Origin of the sequence: Achromobacter sp. UBA5777 (assembly GCF_002418565.1) — a bacterium.
Lineage (GTDB): Bacteria > Pseudomonadota > Gammaproteobacteria > Burkholderiales > Burkholderiaceae_B > Achromobacter > Achromobacter animicus.
In genome coordinates this window covers 16270-37698 of sequence record NZ_DIEJ01000246.1, presented here as the reverse complement: position 1 = coordinate 37698, position 21429 = coordinate 16270, and the positions used below count along the sequence as shown (strand labels likewise).

The 21429-nt window shown below is 63.2% G+C and carries 19 protein-coding genes and 1 pseudogene; 8 read left to right on the top strand and 12 right to left on the bottom strand.

The features are described from left to right. The 6 genes and pseudogenes from B3446_RS21250 to B3446_RS21225 all read right to left on the bottom strand — a co-directional run. Positions 1-209, bottom strand: a pseudogene (locus tag B3446_RS21250) (DNA methyltransferase); the annotation flags it as partial. Between the two features lie 33 nt (positions 210-242). Further along, entirely contained in the window at positions 243-671 is a 429-nt protein-coding gene (locus B3446_RS21245) for a CopD family protein (RefSeq protein WP_175122899.1), read from the bottom strand. A 91-nt stretch (positions 672-762) separates the two neighbouring features. Beyond that, on the bottom strand, positions 763-2214 hold the full coding sequence (locus B3446_RS21240) for a bifunctional 2-methylcitrate dehydratase/aconitate hydratase (RefSeq protein WP_291384744.1): 1452 nt from the start codon (positions 2212-2214) through the stop codon (positions 763-765). A gap of 72 nt (positions 2215-2286) precedes the next feature. Further along, on the bottom strand, positions 2287-3480 hold the full coding sequence (gene prpC / locus B3446_RS21235) for a bifunctional 2-methylcitrate synthase/citrate synthase (RefSeq protein ID WP_128827699.1): 1194 nt from the start codon (positions 3478-3480) through the stop codon (positions 2287-2289). A gap of 88 nt (positions 3481-3568) precedes the next feature. After that, positions 3569-4459 (bottom strand): methylisocitrate lyase, encoded by an 891-nt coding sequence (gene prpB, locus B3446_RS21230; protein WP_175122897.1) that lies wholly within the window; start codon positions 4457-4459, stop codon positions 3569-3571. A 263-nt stretch (positions 4460-4722) separates the two neighbouring features. Beyond that, positions 4723-5712, bottom strand: coding sequence for a malate dehydrogenase (locus tag B3446_RS21225; RefSeq protein WP_054429535.1), 990 nt, complete (start codon positions 5710-5712; stop codon positions 4723-4725). A gap of 356 nt (positions 5713-6068) precedes the next feature. Between B3446_RS21225 and B3446_RS21220 the strand changes: the two genes are divergently transcribed. From B3446_RS21220 to B3446_RS21190, 7 genes are all read left to right on the top strand, one after another. Further along, on the top strand, positions 6069-6848 hold the full coding sequence (locus B3446_RS21220) for a GntR family transcriptional regulator (RefSeq protein WP_056322083.1): 780 nt from the start codon (positions 6069-6071) through the stop codon (positions 6846-6848). Between the two features lie 120 nt (positions 6849-6968). Next, the gene (sdhC, locus tag B3446_RS21215; RefSeq protein WP_056567860.1) at positions 6969-7382 is read left to right on the top strand and encodes a succinate dehydrogenase, cytochrome b556 subunit; all 414 of its coding nucleotides are present in this window, start codon (positions 6969-6971) and stop codon (positions 7380-7382) included. Beyond that, positions 7383-7766, top strand: a complete 384-nt coding sequence (gene sdhD / locus B3446_RS21210; RefSeq protein WP_008161843.1) for a succinate dehydrogenase, hydrophobic membrane anchor protein — start codon at positions 7383-7385, stop codon at positions 7764-7766. Between the two features lie 3 nt (positions 7767-7769). Next, complete coding sequence (gene sdhA, locus B3446_RS21205; RefSeq protein WP_191576708.1) at positions 7770-9548, top strand: succinate dehydrogenase flavoprotein subunit; 1779 nt, start codon at positions 7770-7772, stop codon at positions 9546-9548. An 18-nt stretch (positions 9549-9566) separates the two neighbouring features. Then, on the top strand, positions 9567-10283 hold the full coding sequence (locus B3446_RS21200; protein WP_056322095.1) for a succinate dehydrogenase iron-sulfur subunit: 717 nt from the start codon (positions 9567-9569) through the stop codon (positions 10281-10283). 24 nt (positions 10284-10307) lie between these two features. After that, positions 10308-10568 (top strand): succinate dehydrogenase assembly factor 2, encoded by a 261-nt coding sequence (locus B3446_RS21195; RefSeq protein ID WP_056567847.1) that lies wholly within the window; start codon positions 10308-10310, stop codon positions 10566-10568. Between the two features lie 19 nt (positions 10569-10587). Beyond that, entirely contained in the window at positions 10588-11898 is a 1311-nt protein-coding gene (locus tag B3446_RS21190; protein ID WP_006218129.1) for a citrate synthase, read from the top strand. Between the two features lie 95 nt (positions 11899-11993). Here B3446_RS21190 and B3446_RS21185 read toward each other — a convergent pair whose 3' ends face one another. From B3446_RS21185 to B3446_RS21170, 4 genes are all read right to left on the bottom strand, one after another. Then, positions 11994-13019: a fimbrial protein gene (locus tag B3446_RS21185; protein WP_291384737.1), complete on the bottom strand. Its 1026-nt coding sequence runs from the start codon at positions 13017-13019 to the stop codon at positions 11994-11996. 14 nt (positions 13020-13033) lie between these two features. After that, positions 13034-15601 carry a fimbria/pilus outer membrane usher protein gene (locus B3446_RS21180; protein WP_291384734.1) on the bottom strand — a complete coding sequence of 856 codons (2568 nt, stop codon included), beginning with the start codon at positions 15599-15601 and terminating at the stop codon, positions 13034-13036. A gap of 139 nt (positions 15602-15740) precedes the next feature. Next, a complete protein-coding gene (locus B3446_RS21175; RefSeq protein WP_291384732.1) occupies positions 15741-16478 on the bottom strand; it encodes a fimbria/pilus periplasmic chaperone in 738 nt (245 codons plus the stop codon). Positions 16479-16559: 81 nt separating this feature from the next. Next, the gene (locus B3446_RS21170) at positions 16560-17099 is read right to left on the bottom strand and encodes a fimbrial protein (RefSeq protein ID WP_291384730.1); all 540 of its coding nucleotides are present in this window, start codon (positions 17097-17099) and stop codon (positions 16560-16562) included. A gap of 169 nt (positions 17100-17268) precedes the next feature. On the opposite strand from B3446_RS21170, the gene B3446_RS21165 reads away from it, so the two are divergent. Then, positions 17269-18381, top strand: a complete 1113-nt coding sequence (locus B3446_RS21165; RefSeq protein ID WP_291384728.1) for a hypothetical protein — start codon at positions 17269-17271, stop codon at positions 18379-18381. A gap of 25 nt (positions 18382-18406) precedes the next feature. Here B3446_RS21165 and B3446_RS21160 read toward each other — a convergent pair whose 3' ends face one another. Together B3446_RS21160 and B3446_RS21155 are read right to left on the bottom strand one after the other, a co-directional pair. Next, positions 18407-18859 carry a DUF2214 family protein gene (locus tag B3446_RS21160; protein ID WP_291384727.1) on the bottom strand — a complete coding sequence of 151 codons (453 nt, stop codon included), beginning with the start codon at positions 18857-18859 and terminating at the stop codon, positions 18407-18409. Positions 18860-18956: 97 nt separating this feature from the next. Next, positions 18957-21257, bottom strand: a complete 2301-nt coding sequence (locus B3446_RS21155; protein WP_175122888.1) for an NADP-dependent malic enzyme — start codon at positions 21255-21257, stop codon at positions 18957-18959. Positions 21258-21429: the final 172 nt, after the last annotated feature.

The window sequence follows — 21429 nt, the reverse complement described above, 5'->3', positions numbered from 1 at the left end:
GCGCTGCGGGCCTCTTCTTCCTGGCGCCGCTGGTAGCCCTCGGGGTCCTTCTGGCGTTCGGTGTTGTCGCGGGCGCGCTCGATCTGCGCGACCAGGCGCGCGCGGGCGCCGGTGCGGGTGCGTTTGGCCGCGCCCTCGGCTTGAGCGTCGCGGGCCGTTTTCTTGATCGTCAGCGTCTTGCGCGGGCGGTCCTGTTCATCAGAGGACATACGAATCCTGGCGAATGTGCAAAGGTAGGGGTATCAGAAGGGTTTGACGACGACCAGCGCCACCACCACCAAGAGCAGCAAGACGGGAACTTCGTTGAACCAGCGATAGAACTTGTGCGAACGGGTGTTCTTGCCCTGTTCGAACTTGCGCAGCATGAGGCCACAGGCGTGATGGTAGCCGATGACGAGCAGCACGAAAAAGAGCTTGGCGTGCATCCAGCCATTGCCCGGGCCCACGCCGATGCGGTAACCCACGTACAGCCACATCCCGAAAATGATGGCCACGACCGCGAGGATGGTGGTGAAGCGGTACAGGCGACGCGCCATGCCGAGCAGCGTTTCCTGGACAGCAGTGTCCGAGGTCTGCGCCAGATTCACGAAGATGCGCGGCAGATAAAACAATCCGGCAAACCAGGAAGCGATGAAGACGATGTGAAAGGTCTTGACCCAGAGCATGGCCATGGCGCGATCCGATGGAGGAAAGCCGCATTGTATGCGCGCCGGTGTGAGCAGCAGACGCCTGCCGCTTACACCTCCCGTCAGCCGGACGCCCTCAGATCACATACAAATCCATATATTCATGAACCGGCATCGCTTCCAGCGTTTCCTGATCCAGCGACGCCGCCAAAATGCGCTGCTGCTGACGGGGCGGAAACACACGCGCCAGATTGGTGCGGAATTTGGCCTCCAGCAGCGGAATGCCGTCGGCGCGGCGGCGCTTGTGGCCGATGGGGTATTCGCAGACGATTTCATCCAGCGCCGAGCCGTCGTTGAACTGTACGGTCAGCGCGTTGGCGATCGAGCGCTTGGCGGGGTTGTGATAGTCGCTGGTGAACGCGGGGTCTTCCACGCAGACGATCTTGGCGCGCAGCGCATCGATGCGCGGATCCTGCGCGATTTCATCTTCGTAGTCGCCCGCGGTCAGGCGCCCGAACAGCACCGGCACGGCCACCATGTACTGGATGCAGTGGTCACGGTCGGCAGGATTGTTCAGTGGTCCCTTCTTGTCGATGATGCGGATGCACGCTTCGTGCGTGCGTATGCGGATCTGCTTGATGTCGTCGGCGCTTTTACCCGCCGACTTGAGCAGATCGTGGATCTGCATGGCGCATTCCACGGCGGTCTGCGCATGGAATTCAGCGGGAAACGAAATCTTGAACAGCACGTTTTCCATGACGTAGCTGCCGTAGGGCCGCTGGAACTTGAACGGCTGCCCCTTGAATAGCACGTCGTAAAAGCCCCAGGTCTTGGCGGTCAGCACCGACGGATAACCCATTTCGCCGGTGCGCGCGATCAGCGCCAGACGCACCGCGCGGCTGGTGGCATCGCCGGCCGCCCAGCTTTTGCGGCTGCCGGTGTTGGGGGCATGCCGGTAGGTGCGCAGGCTCTGGCCGTCGACCCAGGCAAGCGAGACCGCATTGATCACTTCGTCACGGGTCAGGCCCAGCATCTGCGCAACCACGGCCGTGGACGCCACCTTGACCAGCACGACGTGGTCCAGGCCCACCTTGTTGAAGGAGTTTTCCAGGGCGATGCAGCCCTGGATTTCGTGTGCCTTGATCATGCCGGTCAGCACGTCGCGCATGGACAGGGGCGGCTTGCCCGCCGCGACCGCCGTGCGCGACAGCCAGTCGGCCGTGGCGAGGATGCCGCCCAGGTTGTCGGACGGGTGACCCCATTCGGCCGCGAGCCAGGTGTCGTTGAAGTCCAGCCAGCGGATCATCGTGCCGATGTTGAACGCCGCCTGGACCGGGTCAAGCTGGAACTGCGTGCCGGGCACCTTGGCGCCTTGCGGCACTACCGTGCCCGGCACGACCGGACCCAGCAGCTTCTTGCACGCCGGGTATTCCAGCGCTTCCAGGCCGCAGCCCAGCGTGTCGATCAGGCAGTTGCGTGCCGTCTCGTACGCGAGATCGCTGCGGACTTCGTAGTTGAGCACGTAGTCCGCGATATCGGCCAGGACCTGGTCGGGCTCGGGACGTACGTTCGAGATCGGGGCAGACATAGCAGTACCTCTTCGGAAAAGTGAATACAGGTGGCCATGCCGCGCCCTCGATCGCCTTACTTGCGCGTGTCGTTACTTGCGCTTGTCGATGGGCACGAACTTCTGATCTTCCGGACCCACGTAGTTGGCGGTGGGGCGGATGATCTTGTTGTCGATACGCTGCTCGATGATGTGGGCCGACCAACCCGCGGTGCGCGCGATGACGAACAGCGGGGTGAACATGGCGGTGGGCACGCCCATCATGTGATAGCTGACAGCCGAGAACCAGTCCAGGTTGGGGAACATCTTCTTGACGTCCCACATGACGGTTTCCAGGCGTTCGGCGATGTCGAACATCTTGGTGGTGCCGGCCTTCTTGGACAGCTTCTTGGCGACGTCCTTGATGACCTTGTTGCGCGGGTCCGAAACCGTGTAGACCGGGTGACCGAAGCCGATGATGACTTCCTTGGCTTCCACGCGGCGGCGGATGTCGGCCTCGGCTTCTTCCGGCGTTTCGTAGCGCTTCTGCACTTCGAACGCCACTTCGTTGGCGCCGCCGTGCTTGGGACCGCGCAGCGCGCCGATGGCGCCCGAGATGGCCGAGAACATGTCCGAACCCGTGCCGGCAATGACGCGGGCCGTGAACGTCGAGGCGTTGAATTCGTGCTCGGCGTACAGGTTCAGCGAGATGTGCATCGCCTTGACCCATTCGTCGCTGGGCTTTTCGCCATGCAGCAGGTGCAGGAAGTGGCCGCCGATGCTGTCGTCGTCCGTCTGCACGTCGATGACGCGGCCGTTGTGGCTGTAGTGGTACCAGTAGAGCAGGGCCGAGCCCAGGTTGGCCATCAGGCGGTCGGCAATGTCGCGCGCGCCCGGGGTGTTGTGGTCGTCTTTCTCGGGCAGCACGCAGCCCAGCACCGACACGGCCGTGCGCATCACGTCCATCGGGTGGCTGGCGGCGGGCAGGGCTTCCAGGGCGACCTGCAGCTGTGCGGGCAGGCCGCGCAGACTGCGCAGCTTTTCCTTGTAGGCCTTCAGTTCGGCCTTGTTGGGCAGCTTGCCATGGACGAGCAAGTGGGCGATTTCCTCGAACTCGCTGGTGTCGGCGATGTCCAGGATGTCATAGCCGCGATAGTGCAGGTCGTTGCCGCTGCGGCCGACGGTGCACAGTGCGGTGTTGCCCGCGACCACGCCGGACAGCGCAACCGACTTCTTGGGCTTGAAACCGGCTTTCTCTTCCGGCTTGGCGTCCGATTTGGCTTCTTGCTTCTTGGGAGCCGTGCTCATGTCTCTACTCCTTTCCTTACGCGATGGAAGATGCAATGGGACGGACGCCGCCGCAGGTCTGCCGCGGCGCGCGCCTGACGTTGCGCAACTAGGCCTTGCCCTTCTGGAAGAGCGCGTCCAGCCTGGATTCGAATTCGTGATAGCCGATGCGGTCGTACAGTTCTTCGCGCGTCTGCATCAGATCGACGACGTTTTTCTGGTGGCCGTCGCGGCGGATCGCGGTGTAAACGGCTTCGGCGGCCTTGTTCATGGCGCGGAAGGCGGACAGCGGGTAGAGCACCATGCCTACGCCCACGCTCTTCAGTTCTTCGACCGAAAACAGCGGCGTCTTGCCGAACTCGGTGATGTTGGCCAGCACCGGCACCTTGACGGCCTTCACGAAGCGGTCGTAGGTGGGCAGGTCGTAGGCGGCTTCTGCGAAGATCGCATCGGCCCCGGCTTCCACGCAGGCCAGCGCGCGTTCGATGGCCGCGTCCACGCCGTGCGAGGCGATCGCGTCGGTGCGGGCGATCAGGTAGAAATCGCTGTCGGTGCGCGCGTCGGCGGCCGCCTTCACGCGGTCGGCCATTTCCTCGGTGGTGACGATTTCCTTGCCGGGCCGATGGCCGCAGCGCTTGGCGCCGACCTGGTCCTCGATGTGGCAGGCGGCCGCGCCGAACTTGATCAGGCTCTTGACGGTGCGGGCGATGTTGAACGCCGACGGGCCGAAGCCGGTGTCGATGTCCACCAGCAGGGGCACGTCGCACACGTCGGTGATGCGGCGCACGTCGGTGAGGACGTCGTCCATCGTGTTGATGCCCAGGTCCGGCAGGCCCAGCGAGCCGGCCGCGACGCCGCCGCCGGACAGGTAGATCGCGCGATAGCCGGCGCGCTTGGCCAACAGGGCGTGGTTCGCATTGATGGCGCCGATGATCTGCAGCGGATTCTCTTCGGCGAGCGCGCGGCGAAAGAGGGCGCCGGGCGATTCGGGTCTGGCCATGGTTGTCTCCTGTTCGTGGTAGCCCACGACCTTATCGCGGGTCCGAAAAATAAATCTGTCCCCTGCGCGACAATCCCCGCGGCAAGATCTTTCGCGAAGAGAGCGAAGAGACAGGTGTATTTCACGGTACTGCGGTATTTAATGCGTACGAACTGCGGCATGCATCGGGCATGTATTGCGGCACTTCAGCTGCCGCGCGCAATGCGGTCCCGCTTAAGGATTGGGCCCGCATGAACGGGCCCAATCCTTTTACTGCAAGCTGCTTACTTCAGCAGGTCCTTGACGCCGTCGCGCTCTTCGAGGAGCTCTTTCAGCGTGAAGTCCAGGCGCTCACGCGAGAAGGCGTCGATTTCCAGGCCTTCGACGCGCTTGTATTCGCCGTTTTCGGTGGTGACCGGCACGCCGTAGATGATGCCTTCGGGGATGCCGTAGGAGCCGTCCGACGGGATGCCCATCGTGACCCACTTGCCGTTGCTGCCCAGGACCCAGTCACGGACGTGGTCGATGGCGGCGTTGGCGGCCGAAGCGGCCGAGGACAGGCCACGGGCTTCGATGATGGCGGCGCCGCGCTTGCCCACGGTGGGGATGAACGTGTCGCGGTTCCAGGCGTCGTCGTTGATCAGCTTGGACAGCGATTCGCCGCCGACGGTGGCGAAGCGGAAGTCGGGGTACATCGTGGGCGAGTGGTTGCCCCACACGACCAGCTTTTCGATGTCGGCGACGGCCTTGCCAGACTTGGCGGCCAGTTGCGACAGGGCGCGGTTGTGGTCCAGGCGCAGCATGGCGGTGAAGTTCTTGGCGGGCAGGTCCGGCGCCGACTTCATGGCGATGTAGGCGTTGGTGTTGGCGGGGTTGCCGACGACCAGGACCTTGACGTTGCGGCTGGCGACGTCGTTCAGGGCCTTGCCCTGAGCCGTGAAGATCTGTGCGTTGACGGACAGCAGGTCCTTGCGTTCCATGCCCGGGCCGCGCGGACGGGCGCCAACCAGCAGGGCCACGTCGGCGTCCTTGAAGGCGGTGCGCGGGTCGCTGTGCGCGGTGACTTCCTGCAGCAGCGGGAAGGCGCAGTCATCCAGTTCCATGATGACGCCCTTCAGGGCCTTTTGCGCTTTCTCGTCGGGGATTTCCAGCAGTTGCAGGATGACGGGTTGATCTTTACCCAGCATTTCGCCCGAGGCGATGCGGAATAGCAGTGCGTAACCGATTTGGCCGGCGGCGCCGGTGACGGCGACACGCAAGGCAGGCTTGGACATGGACGTTCTCCGTAATGGTTTGGCGAGAAAAAAATCTCACCAATCAGTGTAATCGTTGGGCGCGGTAACAAGCGGCCGCCAGGGGCGCTGCGCGTCGCGCGGACAGCTTTGAATCCTAGATCGAATTAACGTAAGCGTCAATTGATCTTCTATCTTATATAAGACATAAGACGTTGGACAGCTCGCCTCCCGATATGCCACAATAGAGCGTTTATTCGAATGCGCCGCGGCCCACTGGGCCGCGCGCCTGTTATCAAGCCATCAGGCCGGCGGCAGCAGCGCATACGGATGAGTCTGCATCCCTTGGTGCTGCCTTCTCATTCATCCGGATAAACATGACACTTTCAAGAAGATCCATGGCAGAGCCTAGGCCCGAAACCTCCTTACGCAATCGCGCCGCCCGTCCAACGGGCGAGGGAGCCGCTTTCAGTCCGCTCTACCGCCAGATCAAGGATCTGCTTGTCCAAAGCCTCGAACGCGGCGAATGGAAGCCCGGCGAGCTCATCCCCAGCGAAATCGATCTGGCCGCCCGTTTTCAGGTGAGCCAGGGCACGGTGCGCAAGGCGGTCGATGAGCTGGCCGCCGAGCACATGCTGCTGCGCCGCCAGGGCAAGGGCACTTTTGTCGCCACCCATCACGAAGCCCGCGTGCGCTACCGTTTCCTGCGCCTGGCCCCCGACGAAGAGGGCGAGGCCGGCCGCGCCGAAAGCCGCATCCTGGAATGCCGCCGCACCCGCGCGCCCGCCGAGATCGCCCGCGCGTTGGACCTGCGCGCCGGCGAGACCGTCGTCATGATCCGCCGCCTGCTGTCCATGGGGCAGACACCGACCGTGCTGGACGACATCTGGCTCCCCGGTTCCATATTCCGTGGTCTTACCCTTGAGCTGCTGACCGCCAACAAGGCGCCGCTCTATGGCCTTTTTGAATCCGAGTTCGGCGTCAGCATGGTGCGCGCGGACGAGAAGCTGCGCGCGGTCGCCGCGCCGGCCGAAGTCTGTACGCTGCTTAATGTTGCCGCCGGCACGCCGTTGTTGCAGGTAGACCGGGTGTCTTACACATACGGTGACCGCCCCATGGAAATCCGCCGGGGGTTGTACTTGACCGATCGATACCACTACCGCAATAGTCTGAATTGATGAGCTTTTTACCTACGATTTGATACCAACCCGTCTCTGGGCGAAAATACCGCGTTTGCCCGCAAGGGCCGCGGCGATTTAGCCGTAACGATTCCCTAGTTCCGAAACACCGAGGCCGTCATGTCCGACACCGCTGCCAAGCCACGTCCGCAGTTTCGCAATATTGGTATTGCGCAACTTGCCAGTTACCGCCTGCCCCTGGCCGGCAAGCTGTCCATTCTGCACCGCGTAAGCGGCGCGTTGTTGTTCCTCTGTCTTCCCTTGGTCATTCTGCCGCTGTTCGCGGCCAGTGTGGCCGCACCGCAGACGTTCGCCGCCGTGGCCGCGTACGCCGGCAACCCGATCGTCAAGCTCGTTTTCCTCGTCCTCGTCTGGGGCTACCTGCATCACTTCTGTGCGGGCATCCGGTACCTGCTCCTGGATCTGCACATCGGCATCGACAAGCAGTCCTCCAAGAAGAGCGCCGGCGTGGTGTTTGGCGTCAGCCTCGCGCTGACCCTGGTGTTCGCTCTCAAACTGTTCGGAGTGCTGTAAATGGCCGCCGCTAAAAACTACGGACCCAAGCGCCTGGTCGTCGGCGCCCACTATGGCGTCATGGATTTCATCATCCAGCGCATCACCGCCGTCATCATGGCCGTGTACACGCTGGTGCTGCTCATCGGCATCCTGATGATGCCGGCCTTCACGTACGAACACTGGACCGCGCTGTTCAATTTCTACGTGGGCGTTCTTCCGGTTGGCCAGATCCTGGCCACCCTTGCATTCATTGCGCTGGCCTGGCATGCCTGGATTGGCGTGCGCGACATCTGGATGGACTACGTCAAGTCGGTGGGCGTGCGCCTGCTGATGCAAGTGCTGACGATCCTCTGGCTGGTCGGTTCGGTCGTTTACTTCGCGCAAATCCTCTGGAGCATTTAAGCCGTGGTCTCTGTCCTGAAATCCCTGCCGCGCCGCCAGTTTGATGTGGTGGTCGTGGGCGCCGGCGGAGCCGGCATGCGTTGTTCGCTGCAACTGTCCCAAGCGGGCCTGTCCGTTGCGGTGCTCTCCAAAGTGTTCCCCACGCGTTCGCACACCGTGGCCGCGCAAGGCGGCGTGAGCGCCTCGCTGGGCAACATGAGCGAAGACAACTGGTACTGGCACATGTACGACACCGTCAAGGGTTCGGACTGGCTGGGCGACCAGGACGCCATCGAATTCATGTGCCGTGAAGCACCGAACGCCGTGTACGAGCTCGAGCACTTCGGCATGCCGTTCGACCGCAACCCCGACGGCACGATCTACCAGCGTCCGTTCGGCGGCCACACCGCCAACTTCGGCGAAAAGCCGGTCCAGCGCGCCTGTGCCGCTGCCGACCGTACCGGCCACGCCCTGCTGCACACCCTGTACCAACGCAACGTTGCCGCGCGCACCCAGTTCTTCGTCGAATGGATGGCGCTGGACCTGCTGCGCAACGAAGCCGGCGACGTCGTGGGCGTGACCGCCCTCGAAATGGAAACGGGCGAGATCTACATCCTGGAAGCCAAGACCACGGTGCTGGCCACCGGCGGCGCGGGCCGTATCTGGGCCGCTTCCACCAATGCATTCATCAATACCGGCGACGGCCTGGGCATGGCTGCCCGTGCCGGCATCCCGCTGCAGGACATGGAATTCTGGCAGTTCCACCCGACCGGCGTGGCCGGCGCGGGCGTGCTGATCACGGAAGGCGTGCGCGGCGAAGGCGGCATCCTGCTGAACAAGGATGGCGAGCGCTTCATGGAGCGCTATGCGCCCACCCTGAAGGACTTGGCGCCGCGCGACTTCGTGTCGCGTTCGATGGACCAGGAAATCAAGGAAGGCCGCGGCTGCGGTCCGGACGGCAGCTACGTGGTGCTCAAGCTCGATCACCTGGGCGCCGACGTCATCAACAAGCGCCTGCCTTCGATCCGCGAAATCGCCATCAAGTTCGGCAACGTGGACCCGATCAAGGAACCGATCCCCGTCGTCCCGACCATCCACTACCAGATGGGCGGCATTCCGGCCAACTATCACGGCCAGGTGCTGACGCGCGAAAACGGCGAGAACAAGATCGTCAACGGCCTGTACGCCATCGGCGAGTGTGCCGCGGTCTCGGTCCACGGCGCGAACCGCCTGGGCACGAACTCGCTGCTCGACCTGATCGTGTTCGGCCGCGCCACCGGCAACCACATCGTGAATTCGCATCCGGAGCGCCAGCGCGCGCACCAGGACCTGCCGCAACAGGCCGTCGAATTCTCGCTGGATCGCATCAACAAGCTGGAATCGCGCACCTCCGGCGAAAAGACGCAAGACATCGGCAACGCCATCCGCTTCTCGATGCAGCGCCACTGCGGCGTGTTCCGCACGCTGGAGCTGCTGAACGAAGGCGTGACCCAGATCGAAGATCTGGCCAAGCAAGCCGACAGCATCTACTTCAAGGACAAGTCCAAGGTGTTCAACACCGCCCGCGTCGAGGCGCTGGAACTGGCGAACATGACCGAAGTGGCCCGCGCCACGATCAAGTCGGCCGCCGCCCGCACCGAAAGCCGCGGCGCGCACGCGCTGGACGATCACCCGACGCGCGACGACGAGAACTGGCTGAAGCACACGCTGTGGTACTCCGAAGGCAGCCGCCTGGATTACAAGCCTGTTCAGATGAAGCCGCTGACGGTCGAATCCTTCCCGCCCAAGGCGCGTACCTTCTAAGTCCGGATTGAGCCTACTATGAGCACCAAGAGAATCGTCAAGTTCGAAATCTACCGCTACGATCCGGACAAGGACGAGCGTCCCTACATGCAGAAGCTGGACGTCGAACTCCAGCCCACCGACAAGATGCTGCTCGATGCGCTGGTGCGCATCAAGAACGACGTCGATGACAGCCTGGCCCTGCGCCGCTCGTGCCGTGAAGGCGTGTGCGGTTCCGACGCCATGAACATCAACGGCAAGAACGGTCTGGCCTGCACGACGAACCTGCGCGAACTGAAGGAACCGATCGTGCTGCGTCCGCTGCCCGGTCTGCCGGTCATCCGCGATCTGATCGTGGACATGACGCACTTCTTCAACCAGTACCACTCGATCCGCCCGTACCTCATCAACGACACGCCGCCGCCCGAAAAAGAGCGCCTGCAGTCGCCCGAGGCGCGCGAAGAGCTGGACGGTCTGTACGAGTGCATCCTGTGCGCGTGCTGTTCCACTTCCTGCCCGTCGTTCTGGTGGAATCCTGACAAGTTCGTCGGCCCGGCCGGCCTGCTGCAAGCCTACCGCTTCATCGCCGACAGCCGCGACGAAGCCACCGGCGAGCGTCTGGACAACCTGGAAGACCCGTACCGCCTGTTCCGTTGCCACACGATCATGAATTGCGTCGACGTCTGTCCCAAGGGACTGAACCCGACCAAGGCGATCGGCAAGATCAAGGAACTGATGGTCCGCCGCACGGTTTAGTTTTTGTGTATTTGAGGTGTACGAATGAGCAGGCTGACTGAACTGGAGCGGGCGCGACTGCGTTGGCGGGCGCGCCGCGGCCTGCTCGAAAACGACTTGATCATCACCCGGTATCTGGATGCCCACGAGGCTGAACTTACCGATGATGACGTGGCCGCATTGACCCAGCTGTTCGAGATGGGAGACAACGATCTTCTCGATCTGCTGCTGGCCCGTAAGGAACTCGAAGGTGAGCTGGATACGCCCAGGCTTCGAGGCATTATTGGCCAGATGCGCGCGCTCTGATTAATTGAGAGGAATAAACATGAACCTGTCTGACAAAAAAGCCACTCTATCCTTCTCGGATGGCAGCGCACCCATTGAGTTCCCTGTCTACAAGGGCACGGTCGGTCCGGATGTGATCGACATCCGCAAGCTTTACGGCCAGACGGGCATGTTCACGTTTGACCCCGGCTTCATGTCGACGGCCGCGTGCGAATCCGGCATCACGTACATCGACGGCGACAAGGGCGAACTGCTGTACCGCGGCTACCCGATCGAACAGCTGGCCGTGAACTGCGACTTCATGGACATCTGCTACCTGATCCTGAACGGCGAACTGCCGAACCAGGAGCAAAAGGCCGATTTCGACTCGCAAGTGACCCATCACACGATGGTCAACGAGCAACTGCACTTCTTCCTGCGTGGTTTCCGCCGCGACGCCCACCCGATGGCCGTCCTGACGGGCCTGGTCGGCGCGCTGTCCGCGTTCTACCACGACTCCACCGACATCACGAACCCGCAGCATCGTCACATCTCGGCCATCCGCCTGATCGCCAAGATGCCGACGCTGGTTGCGATGGCGTACAAGTACTCGCAAGGCCAACCGTTCATCTACCCGCAGAACGACCTGTCCTACACGGGCAACTTCCTGCGCATGATGTTCGCCACGCCGTGCGAAGACTACAAGGTCAATGAAGTCGTCGAGCGCGCGCTGGACCGCATCTTCATCCTGCACGCCGACCACGAGCAAAACGCCTCCACCTCGACCGTGCGTCTGTGCGGTTCGTCGGGCACCAACCCGTTTGCCGCGATCTCGGCTGGCGTGGCTTGCCTGTGGGGTCCGGCTCACGGCGGCGCCAACGAAGCTTGCCTGCAGATGCTCGAAGAACTGCAAGCCAACGGCGGCATCGACAAGGTCGGCGAGTTCATGGAGAAGGTCAAGGACAAGAACTCGGGCGTGCGCCTGATGGGCTTTGGCCACCGCGTCTACAAGAACTACGACCCGCGCGCCAAGCTGATGCAGGAAACCTGCAAGGAAGTGCTCTCGGCCCTGGGCCTGGAAAACGACCCGCTGTTCAAGCTGGCCATGGAACTGGAACGCATCGCCCTGTCGGATCCGTACTTCGTCCAGCGCAAGCTGTACCCGAACGTGGACTTCTACTCGGGTATCGTCCAGCGCGCCATCGGCATCCCGACCTCGCTGTTCACCGCCATCTTCGCGCTGGCCCGCACGGTGGGCTGGATCGCCCAGTGGAACGAAATGCTGTCGGATCCCGACTACAAGATCGGCCGTCCGCGCCAGTTGTTCACCGGTTCGGTCACGCGCGACGTGCCCCCGATGGACAAGCGTTAATTCGCAACGCCCCTCCGGAAGGCGCCGCCTTCCGGCAAAACGCCAGTCAGCTCAGCGCCGACTGGCGTTTTTGTTTGGCGGTTACATGTTCGCGGTTACAGGTAGTTCATCGTGAAGGTGACTGCCGCGTTGGCCGAGCCGGGTGTGACCTTGTCGCCGGTTTGACGGTATCTGGCCTGCAAGGGAATCTTGAAGCTGCCGCCCGTTGCGCTGTTGTAGCCGGCAAATGGCTGCCTTCTTCCCAGAATGGCGGGGTTCCCGTCTCCGTCCAGCAACTGGACGCCGACGCCCGTCGCCGAAGAGTTTGCGTCCAGGCCGATGACCGCGTTTGCGGCGTCCACGACTGGGGTGGCGGCGTCGATCTGATAGTGGATGGCGCTCATTCCCGCCGGACAGCCGTTCAATGAAATATCGAATCCCACAAGCTGACTGGACGAACCCTTGCCGGTGAAAACCGACGACTTGGGTGTTCCGAGGAATACGGAAACGTCGGGCGTGGTGCAGGCCCGTGACGTCACCAGCATCGCCATGGTAACGAACTGGATTTCGAGGCCCGAATTCGTGGCGATGCCGCCACCTGCTTCGTTCGATGTCGGTGCCGCAGCGGCGATGGTTATCGGTGGAACAATGCCGGTGGCCACGGGTCCGGTTTTGACGAACATCGCACGTAGCTGCCCGCCGTTGGTGACGGCGCCTGCCATGTTGCACGCGCCGCCTCTCCAGATGTGCGTCAGCGCCTGGAAAGCTGCCCACCCGCAGCCGTTCAAATAGCTCCGGCCGGCAAGGATGACGCCCAGGCCTTCGACGCCAGTCGCGTAGACCGTGTACGTGATTCCGTCAACCGCCTTGGTCCAGCCCGAGCTGGAAGTGGATGCGCGCATACTCGTGCCGGTGCCGACGCCTGCGGGAGCATTGCAATTGAACCAGTTGGTGGTGGCGTCGGTCTCCAGCCAGCCGGTCAGCGCCATGCCATTGGCCGCATCCCGGGGTACCGTGATGTGAGCCGGCGTGTTCACGGAAACCGCACTTATCGTCTGGGTGCAAATCGAGGCGGCCCACGAAGCGGTGGATCCAAACAAGGCAAGCAGCACGATCGCCGCATGCAGGACGGGTTTATTCATCAGTATTCTCATCATCAGTTTTTGGCTACCCGGGTTAGCGCCGACCGCTCGCAGAGCAGTCCACTCGCCTGCGGCAGCGATCCGTCTTTGGGCGGCCGCGCCGAAAGGGCATAGCCGAACGTGCATGTTTCGCCATCGTTTGCGCCCCATTTCACGGTCAGGATGCCCTGGGTGTCCTTCAACCCGCGCGCAAGGACGCGGCCGCCCTGCGCCACGACGCCCACGCTCTTTCCGTCCGCGTCCAGAACGTCGGCGCCGAAAGGAAGGGGCTCGCCGCTCGGCGTGGTGACGGTCAGCAGCGCCGCGCTTCCTGCGTTTTCGGTTTCGAAGGTCAGCCGAACCACGGCACCGGCGGTGGGGGCCACATGTTGCTCGGTGGCCTTGAGTTCGACATTGAGAGGCAGTCCCTTGGGATCGAGTTCGACGCTGTTTCTGGCGTAGGGTGTCAATGTCGATACGATCGCGCGGCCCTTGGAATCGAGGCGCACGCCGCTGCTGTTGAGCACCCGCGCGCCCGCGGCGTCTTTCGCCTCGACGATGGCGACCGTTTCGCCGGAGGCCGGCGTCATGACGACGCCGCCGCCATAGGCTACGACGCCGCCGGACAGGCCTGCGCCGTATTGCGTGTAGTTCGAACTGGTGCTGGCATTGGCCGCGACGGCGGTCACGGGGGTGAGGTACGAGGCGTTCGCCGCAATGTTGGTGTTGGCCGGGCTATTGGCAGACATGGCGCGCCCGGCGCTGACGCCATAGTTGAACGCGTTGTCTGCGCCGAGCGAGCCTGCCACGGATTGCTGGACGCTGCTCGATCCATCCGATCCCTTTTGCAGGCTGGTCGACGCATAGACCGGGTTCTGATGGCGCCCCAGCGGGATGCCCACGTTGAGCATGACCTGGTTGTCCCACTTCTGCGTGCCCACGTTGAGTTGGCGGGTCGCAGAAACGCTGTAGTTCACTTTCTTGAAACTGTTGCTGTAGCCAGCCTGCATCTGCGTGTCGCGGCCGGACTTATCCCAGTAATCCTGCGTCGAGCCGGTGAAATGGATGGAGCCATAACCCTGCGGAAGATTCTGGTTGATCGTCGCCTGCAGGCGGCCGCGCTGCGTGCCATACTGGCCAGCGCCTTGCCCCTGCTCATGCCGGGATCTCAGTTCCATGGCGTCAGCCATGCTGAGGTACCCGCGGCTGGAATAGCGGTAGGCGCCCAGCGTGAGGCTTGTGTTGGTGGGGGCCAGGAACTTGGAGTAGCTGAGTTTGACGCTTTGACCATTGCGGTTCTTTTCCTTGGGCAGGCGCGTGGCCGCCTGGGTCACGTCCAGGCCAAACGCACCGAAATCGGTGTTCAGCGCGGCGCCGCCCATTACCGCTGCGTAGCCCTGCGCCCCGGTCAGGCCGCCGTATGCGGTCACGAGATTGTTGATGCCATGCTGCACGGTGGCTTGCGCCATCAGGGGCCGATCGGCCGTCTGCGGCGTGCGGTATTGGCCCGCGGTAACGCTGTACCGGGTCACACCCGGGCGCAAGGAATTCACCGCGCCGGAGAAAGGAACGCGCGACACCAGGACGCGGCCGTCGGCTTCGTTGACCACCATTTCCAGGTCGCCGCCGTATCCCGTGGCATACAGGTCGTCGATGATGAACGGGCCGGGGGCCACGGTGGTTTCGTAAATGATGTTGCCGTTCTGGCGGACCTGGACGCGCGCATTGGTGTTGGCGATGCCGCGCAGCGTCGGCGCAAAGCCGCGCTGCGATTCGGGATACATGCGATCGTCGCTGGACATCTGCACGCCGCGAAAGCCGACGCTGTCGAAGGTGGAGCCGTCCGTGAACGCGTCGCCGATGACCAGCTGGCTTTTCATGCCGGTGATGTTGCGCCGCAGATTGGTCTGCACGCTTTGATACTGCAGGCTGCTTTTGCTGCCTTTCGTCGCGTTGCCGGTGTGCCGCAGGCGCCAGGGGCCCACGTTCGCGCCGGCATTCAGACCGGCAAAACTCTGCGTCGAAGATTTGCCGTTGGCGCGGGAGGTGTAGAAGTTGGTGTTGTAATTCAGTAGTGCGGCCGGCACGCCTTCGTCCCACTGCTTCGGATCCACATAGCCGCGGCCCTGCCGGACCAGCGACGCCTGAGGCACCGTCACGTTCAGCCGCTGTTCTCCTGCATCAAACTCCGCGCTTGCTTCCTTCACCAGCTCGGCCAGCGCAACGCACTCGTTGCCGCTCAGCCGTTCGGCAGGCGCGTCGTCGATCTTCGTGAGGTCGATGCCCACCATATCCACCAGCGGCCGGTCGAAACACGCTTGAAGCGGCGCGTTGCCCGACGAGGGCTTGCCGATCCGCACGTCGGAACGCCCCAGCCAGCGGTCGTTCACCAGAACGTCGAGACGGTAGGTGCCCGGAATGGCGCTGTTTGAGCGCGCGAACTGGCTGACGTCCACGTTTGCTCCGCCCAAAAAGGCATCGTTGAATTCCACGTCCGCATCCAAGGCTGCGAGCTCGGCGCCTGCGGCCCATGCAGTTGCGCTGAGCAGGCTGAGCGTGATCGCGGCGAGCGCGAAATGCGGCGTGGTGGCAAGAGGTTTCATGGTGAGGGCGTGCGTGATCAAGCGCGGCGCTGTTGGCTGGATGAATCCGGCCGTTAGCGCCGCCCCTGCAGGCGTCGAGTCTTGGTTTTGAGAGCGGACTGCTGGCCGGTCAGTGCGGGCCGGAAACGCTTGGGTTGTGCTACGCGGGGCTGAGGGTGCGGGTGCCTTTGACGGCGCCGCCGTGGTCGTTAAGGAAGCGGTACGTCACTTCGGTGTTGGCGCCCTGGACAACGTCGCCCACCAGGGGAAGGACCTTCTTTTCACCGGGGGCCAGCATGTCCCCGTCGGTGAACTTGGCGCGCTTGCCGTTGCTTGCCACATTCACTTCGATGAAGGTGACGTGATACGGAGTCGGGTTGGTGGCTTCGATGGCGTTGCGATTGCCGGATTTGACCAGGCGCCAGCTGACCTGCGAGGGCGCGTCCTCGGCTTTGCCTTTGAGACCTGCGGGACGGTAGAACAGCTTGATCCGTGAGCGGAAGGCCATTTGCAGCAGATTCTGGCCGGCCTTTTCCTTGGGGGGGATTTCCAGCACGTTGAGCCAGAATACGGACTCCTTATCCTGGACCATCGATTCGCCCGTATGCATCAGGCGCAGGGTCTGGCCTTTGCCTTGGTCGATGCGGGTGACGGGCGGGGTCACAATGAACGGGACCTGGATGGAGCCGGGCGCCGCCTTGGCGTCGCCCTTGTCGATCCAGGCTTGGGTGAGGGCAGGTTGGCTGCCCTCGTTCTTGAGCTTGACGTTGACTTCGGCCTGCCCAGCTTCATAGATGATGCGAGTGCTGCCAATGACGACGGATGCGGTGGCCGGCGCGGCGGCGGAAATACAGCCTGCCAACGCGGTGGCAGCAATAGCTACGTTGAATGGGTTCATCGGATTCCTCGGACTATAACGGTGGGTCTTGACTACTGATCCGGGCGGCTTCAAGGCATTGCAGAGGCCGAGCCTGGCGGCCTATTGGTAAATGATGGTGTATTTGGCGGTGGCGGTTACGTTGCCGGCGCTGGCCTGACCGAGCGCGAAATACTGGGCCAGGTAATTGAGCGAGGCCTCGCCGCTGCTCAGGGAAACGGCCTTGGAGTTCTGGGCTTCGTCGGCCACCGTGACGTTGATGGGCGTTGCGTCGCCATTGAGAAGACGGATTTCAACGTTGTTTGCGCCGCCCGCGCCGATCGTCAGGTTGCCGGTTGCGGCGTTGCCATTGGAGCCGGGTTCGAACAGGGTGTGGACCATGCCCGTGTCCGGGGTGCATCCCGTCAGTCGGATGGTGAACGGCGTGGTACCGGCCGTTTGGCCTGCCGTGGTCAAGGCGTCGACGCCGACCGAGGGCATGAGCACGTTGAAGTTCTTGTTGCTGCTGCCGTTGCCGTCGATGGTGCACGTGTTGGCGGAGACTGCGCCGGTGAAAGTGATTGTGCCGTCGGCCGCGAATGCCAGTTGCGAAGTGGAAGCGAAGGCGCTGATGGCCAGCGCAATGAACACCTTGGATTTCATGATTGATGTCTGTCAGAAAGGGCTGAGAAACGATTTGCCGACGGTGTTTTTCAGCGGTTCAGGGTGTGCTTCCGTCGACAGGGCTCATTACATTCGGTCTGAGAAGTGGTGTCTTTAATAAAATTCTGATAATTCGCCACAGAGTAATTTTGCGGATAGCATCACCGCCATGATTCCGATAGCCCTTCCCAGCGCCAGTTTTTTCATCTTGCTTACCGCCGGCTTCTTCGCAGGACTGTTGCTGCTGGGATGGGGGCTGGTTCTGGCGATCAGCCGCGGCGCGCGGCGCACGGTTCGCAAATTCTGGAAGACGTCGGCGTTGCTGTGCGTGGCGCTGTTGGTTCCGTTCGGTTTTTATGCGTGGTTCCAGGCCATGATGTGGCAGATCGAGCGGGAGATCGAACGCGGCGAAGCGGCACGCAATGTGACGTTGCAGCAGGCCACGACAGTGAGCGGTGTCACGATGCCTGCCGGTACGCGGTTGAAGCTGCAGGACGAAGGAAAGCTCGACACCTACGTCGAGGCGAGCTTTCCGCAGGCGGTGTCCATGCTGGGTGTGAACGCGACGTTCGTGCGGCGTTATCTCGATGCCGAGTACGAGAAGGACACGTATGCGCTGCTAGGCAGGCATCCGCGATCCGTCATCCTGCGCGGCGCCGGCGTGCAGGACGTGCAGGGCTGGCGTTGCGATGCCTCGCAGGACATCGAGTTCGACGTGATGCCCGATGGCGCCTTGAAGGCGTTTGAACAATGCGTGCTGGCGGACGGCAACCGGGTCGCAGACCAGGAGATCGCGCCGGGGGCCGTGCTGCGCGGGTCTGACGGCACCGTCTATACCGATGGTTCGCGCGACCCGGACCGTTGGCGGGTGAGCGTGAACGGCACGACTGCCGTGCGGGTGTTCGGGCTCTACCTGAGCCGGCCGAGCCTTTATCTGGATGGGTCGCGCGAAGTGCTGCGGGTCACGGATGCGGCGCTCGCGTGCAGCACCCCGTTCGGCGGGCTGACCTACCCCGCCGGCACACAATTCAGGACTGCGCGGCGCAAGGCCGCGGGCGAGCGCGAACCGTATCCCGGTGTGCTGGTTTTTTCGCCGTGGAACGGGCAGGCTGCCAAGCGCGCCGGCCATGAGGATGTGCCCGAGGGCAAGTCCGTCTTGCAGACGCTGCAAGGCGAGGTCGTGGACATCGTGGACAACGAAGCGGCGGGCGTCATCCGCTTCGATACCTTCATCATTGACGGCAAGGAGCCGGAGCGCCCGCCCCGGGCGCGCTGCCCCTGAGCGGGGGCGTCAGCCGCCGGATGCGTCAATAGCCGATGCCGCGCGCCATCAGCACCGCGAAGAGCGGCAGGAAGATGAACAGGTGCGAGGCGATCATCACCCAGCGCCGCGCGCGCTTGATCTCGGGCAGGGTGGGGATGAACTCCGGCTGCTGGCGACGTTGCTTTGACCAACGCAGGAAAGTGAGCGTGGGCGGGATGGAACAGACCGCGATGACGACGAAGAGCGAGATCTTGGCGTGGAACCAGGGGTTGCTCATGTAGAACGCCGCGCCCTTGGCGCCCAGCGTCAGCCGCAGCACGCCGGTGATGAGCACCAGGATCGCGGACAGGCCATAGAGGCGGTCATAGATGATGAGACGCTTCACGCCCGAGGCCGTCAGGTCGGGGCGCAGCAATACGGCTTCGGCGGTCATGACCACCACCATTACGAAGATCGCCAGGTAGTGGAACCAGGCATACATTGCATCGGCCAGCATGTCGTCTCCAGGTAAAGGACAAGCTAGGTTTTACCATCCCGAATGAAAACGGGCGCCCCGTTTGGGGCCCCCGCGTGTCTGCAATGAGACGGTGCGATCAGCGGCGGCGCTTCTTGGCTTCTTCTGCGGCTTCCTGCTGCGCGTCCACCACGGCCAGCGCCGTCATGTTGACGATGCGGCGCACGGTGGCGCTGGTGGTCAGGATGTGCACGGGACGCGCGGCGCCCAGCAGGATCGGACCCATCGCGACGCCATTGCTGCCGGTCATCTTCAGCATGTTGTACGTGATGTTGCCCGTGTCCAGATTGGGCATGACCAGCAGGTTGGCGCGGCCCTTCAGCGTGCTGTCCGGGTAGGCCAGGACGCGGATCTTTTCCGACAGGGCGGCATCGGCGTGCATTTCGCCGTCGACTTCCAGATCGGGCGCGCGGTCTTGCACGATCTGGCGCGCGGCGGCCATCTTGCGCGACGATTCCGTGACGCGGCTGCCGAAGTTCGAGTGCGACAGCAGGGCGATCTTGGGCACGACGCCGAAACGCAGCATTTCATCGGCGGCCTGGATGGTGATGCTGGCGACTTCGTCGGCCGACGGGTTCTCGTTGACGTGCGTGTCGGTGACGAACAGCGTCTGGTCGGGCAGCATCAGCACGTTCAGGGCGGCGTACGTCTGGCCTTCCTTCTTGCCGATGATTTCGTCGATGTACTTGAGCTGGTTGTCGTACTTGCTGGCCACGCCGCACAGCAGCGCGTCGGCGTCGCCACGGCGCAGCAGCATCGCGCCGATCAGCGTGTTGTGCTTGCGGATCATCGCCTTGGCGATGGCCGGCGTCACGCCTTCACGGCCCTTCAGCTGGTAGTACGCGTTCCACGTTTCGTTGAAGCGGCTGTCGTCTTCGGGATCGACGATCTCGAAGTGCTGGCCGGCGACGAGACGCAGGCCGGCCTTCTGGATGCGCATCTCGATGACTGCGGGACGGCCGATCAGGATCGGGAACGCCAGCTTTTCGTCGGCGACCGTCTGCACCGCGCGCAGGACGCGTTCGTCTTCGCCGTCGGCGTAGATGACGCGCTTGGGCGCCTTCTTGGCCTGGGCGAACAGCGGGCGCATCAGCTGGCCCGAGTGGTACACGAAGCCCATCAGCTTCTGGCGGTAGGCCTCGATGTCCTCGATGGGACGGGCGGCGACGCCGGAGTCGGCGGCGGCTTGCGCCACAGCCGGGGCGATCTGGACGATCAGGCGCGGGTCGAACGGCTTCGGAATGATGTACTCGGGACCGAACGACAGTTCCTGGCCGGCGTAGGCGCGGGCCACTTCATCGTTCTGCTCGGCCTGCGCCAGATCGGCGATGGCCTTGACGCACGCCAGCTTCATTTCCTCGGTGATGCGCGAGGCGCCGGCATCCATGGCGCCGCGGAAGATGAAGGGGAAGCACAGGACGTTGTTGACCTGGTTCGGGTAGTCCGAGCGGCCGGTTGCGATGATGCAGTCGGGGCGCGCGGCCTTGGCGACTTCGGGGCGGATTTCCGGTTCCGGGTTGGCCAGGGCCAGGATCAGCGGACGGTCGGCCATGGTCTTGACCATGTCGGCGGTCAGCACGCCGGCGGTGGAGCAGCCCAGGAAGACATCGGCGCCATTGACCACGTCGGCGAGCGTGCGCGCGTCGGTCTTCTGCGCGTAGCGCTTCTTGTTGGCTTCCATGTTCTCGTCGCGGCCGTCCCAGATGACGCCGCGCGAGTCAACCACGAAGATGTTTTCGCGCTTGATGCCCAGGTGGACCAGGAGGTCCAGGCAGGCGATGGCGGCGGCGCCGGCGCCCGAGCAGGCCAGCTTGACCGACCCGATGTCCTTGTTCACGACCTTCAGGCCGTTCAGGATGGCGGCCGACGAGATGATGGCGGTGCCGTGCTGGTCGTCGTGGAAGACGGGGATCTTCATGCGCTCGCGCAGCTTCTTCTCGATGTAGAAGCACTCGGGCGCCTTGATGTCTTCAAGGTTGACGCCGCCCAGCGTGGGCTCCAGCGCTGCGATGATGTCGACCAGCTTGTCCGGATCGTTCTCGGCCAGCTCGATGTCGAACACGTCGATGCCGGCGAATTTCTTGAACAGGCAACCCTTGCCTTCCATCACGGGCTTGGCGGCCAGCGGGCCGATGTTGCCCAGGCCCAGCACGGCCGTACCGTTGGTGATCACGCCCACGAGGTTGCCGCGCGACGTGTACTTGGAGGCGGCGTCGTCGCCCTGGTCGAAAATGGCCATGCAAGCCGCAGCCACGCCGGGGGAGTAGGCCAGGGACAGGTCGTCCTGGTTGGCCAGGGTCTTGGTCGGGGTGACCGAGATTTTGCCGGGAGTGGGATAGGCGTGGTAGTCCAACGCCAGTTTGGTGAGAGTTTCGTCCATGGGATCGGGGCCTGAAAGGGCTAACGGAAAAAAAACAGGGATGAAAAAAACGGGATGACAAAAGGCGGGCTCGCGGCCCGCCGTATTCTTTGCGAAATGCTTGGGGAACACCCGTATTTCACCAGAAAGCGCGGGTGCTTGGTTGCTGCACTGCAGCGAGTGTTCGCTTTGG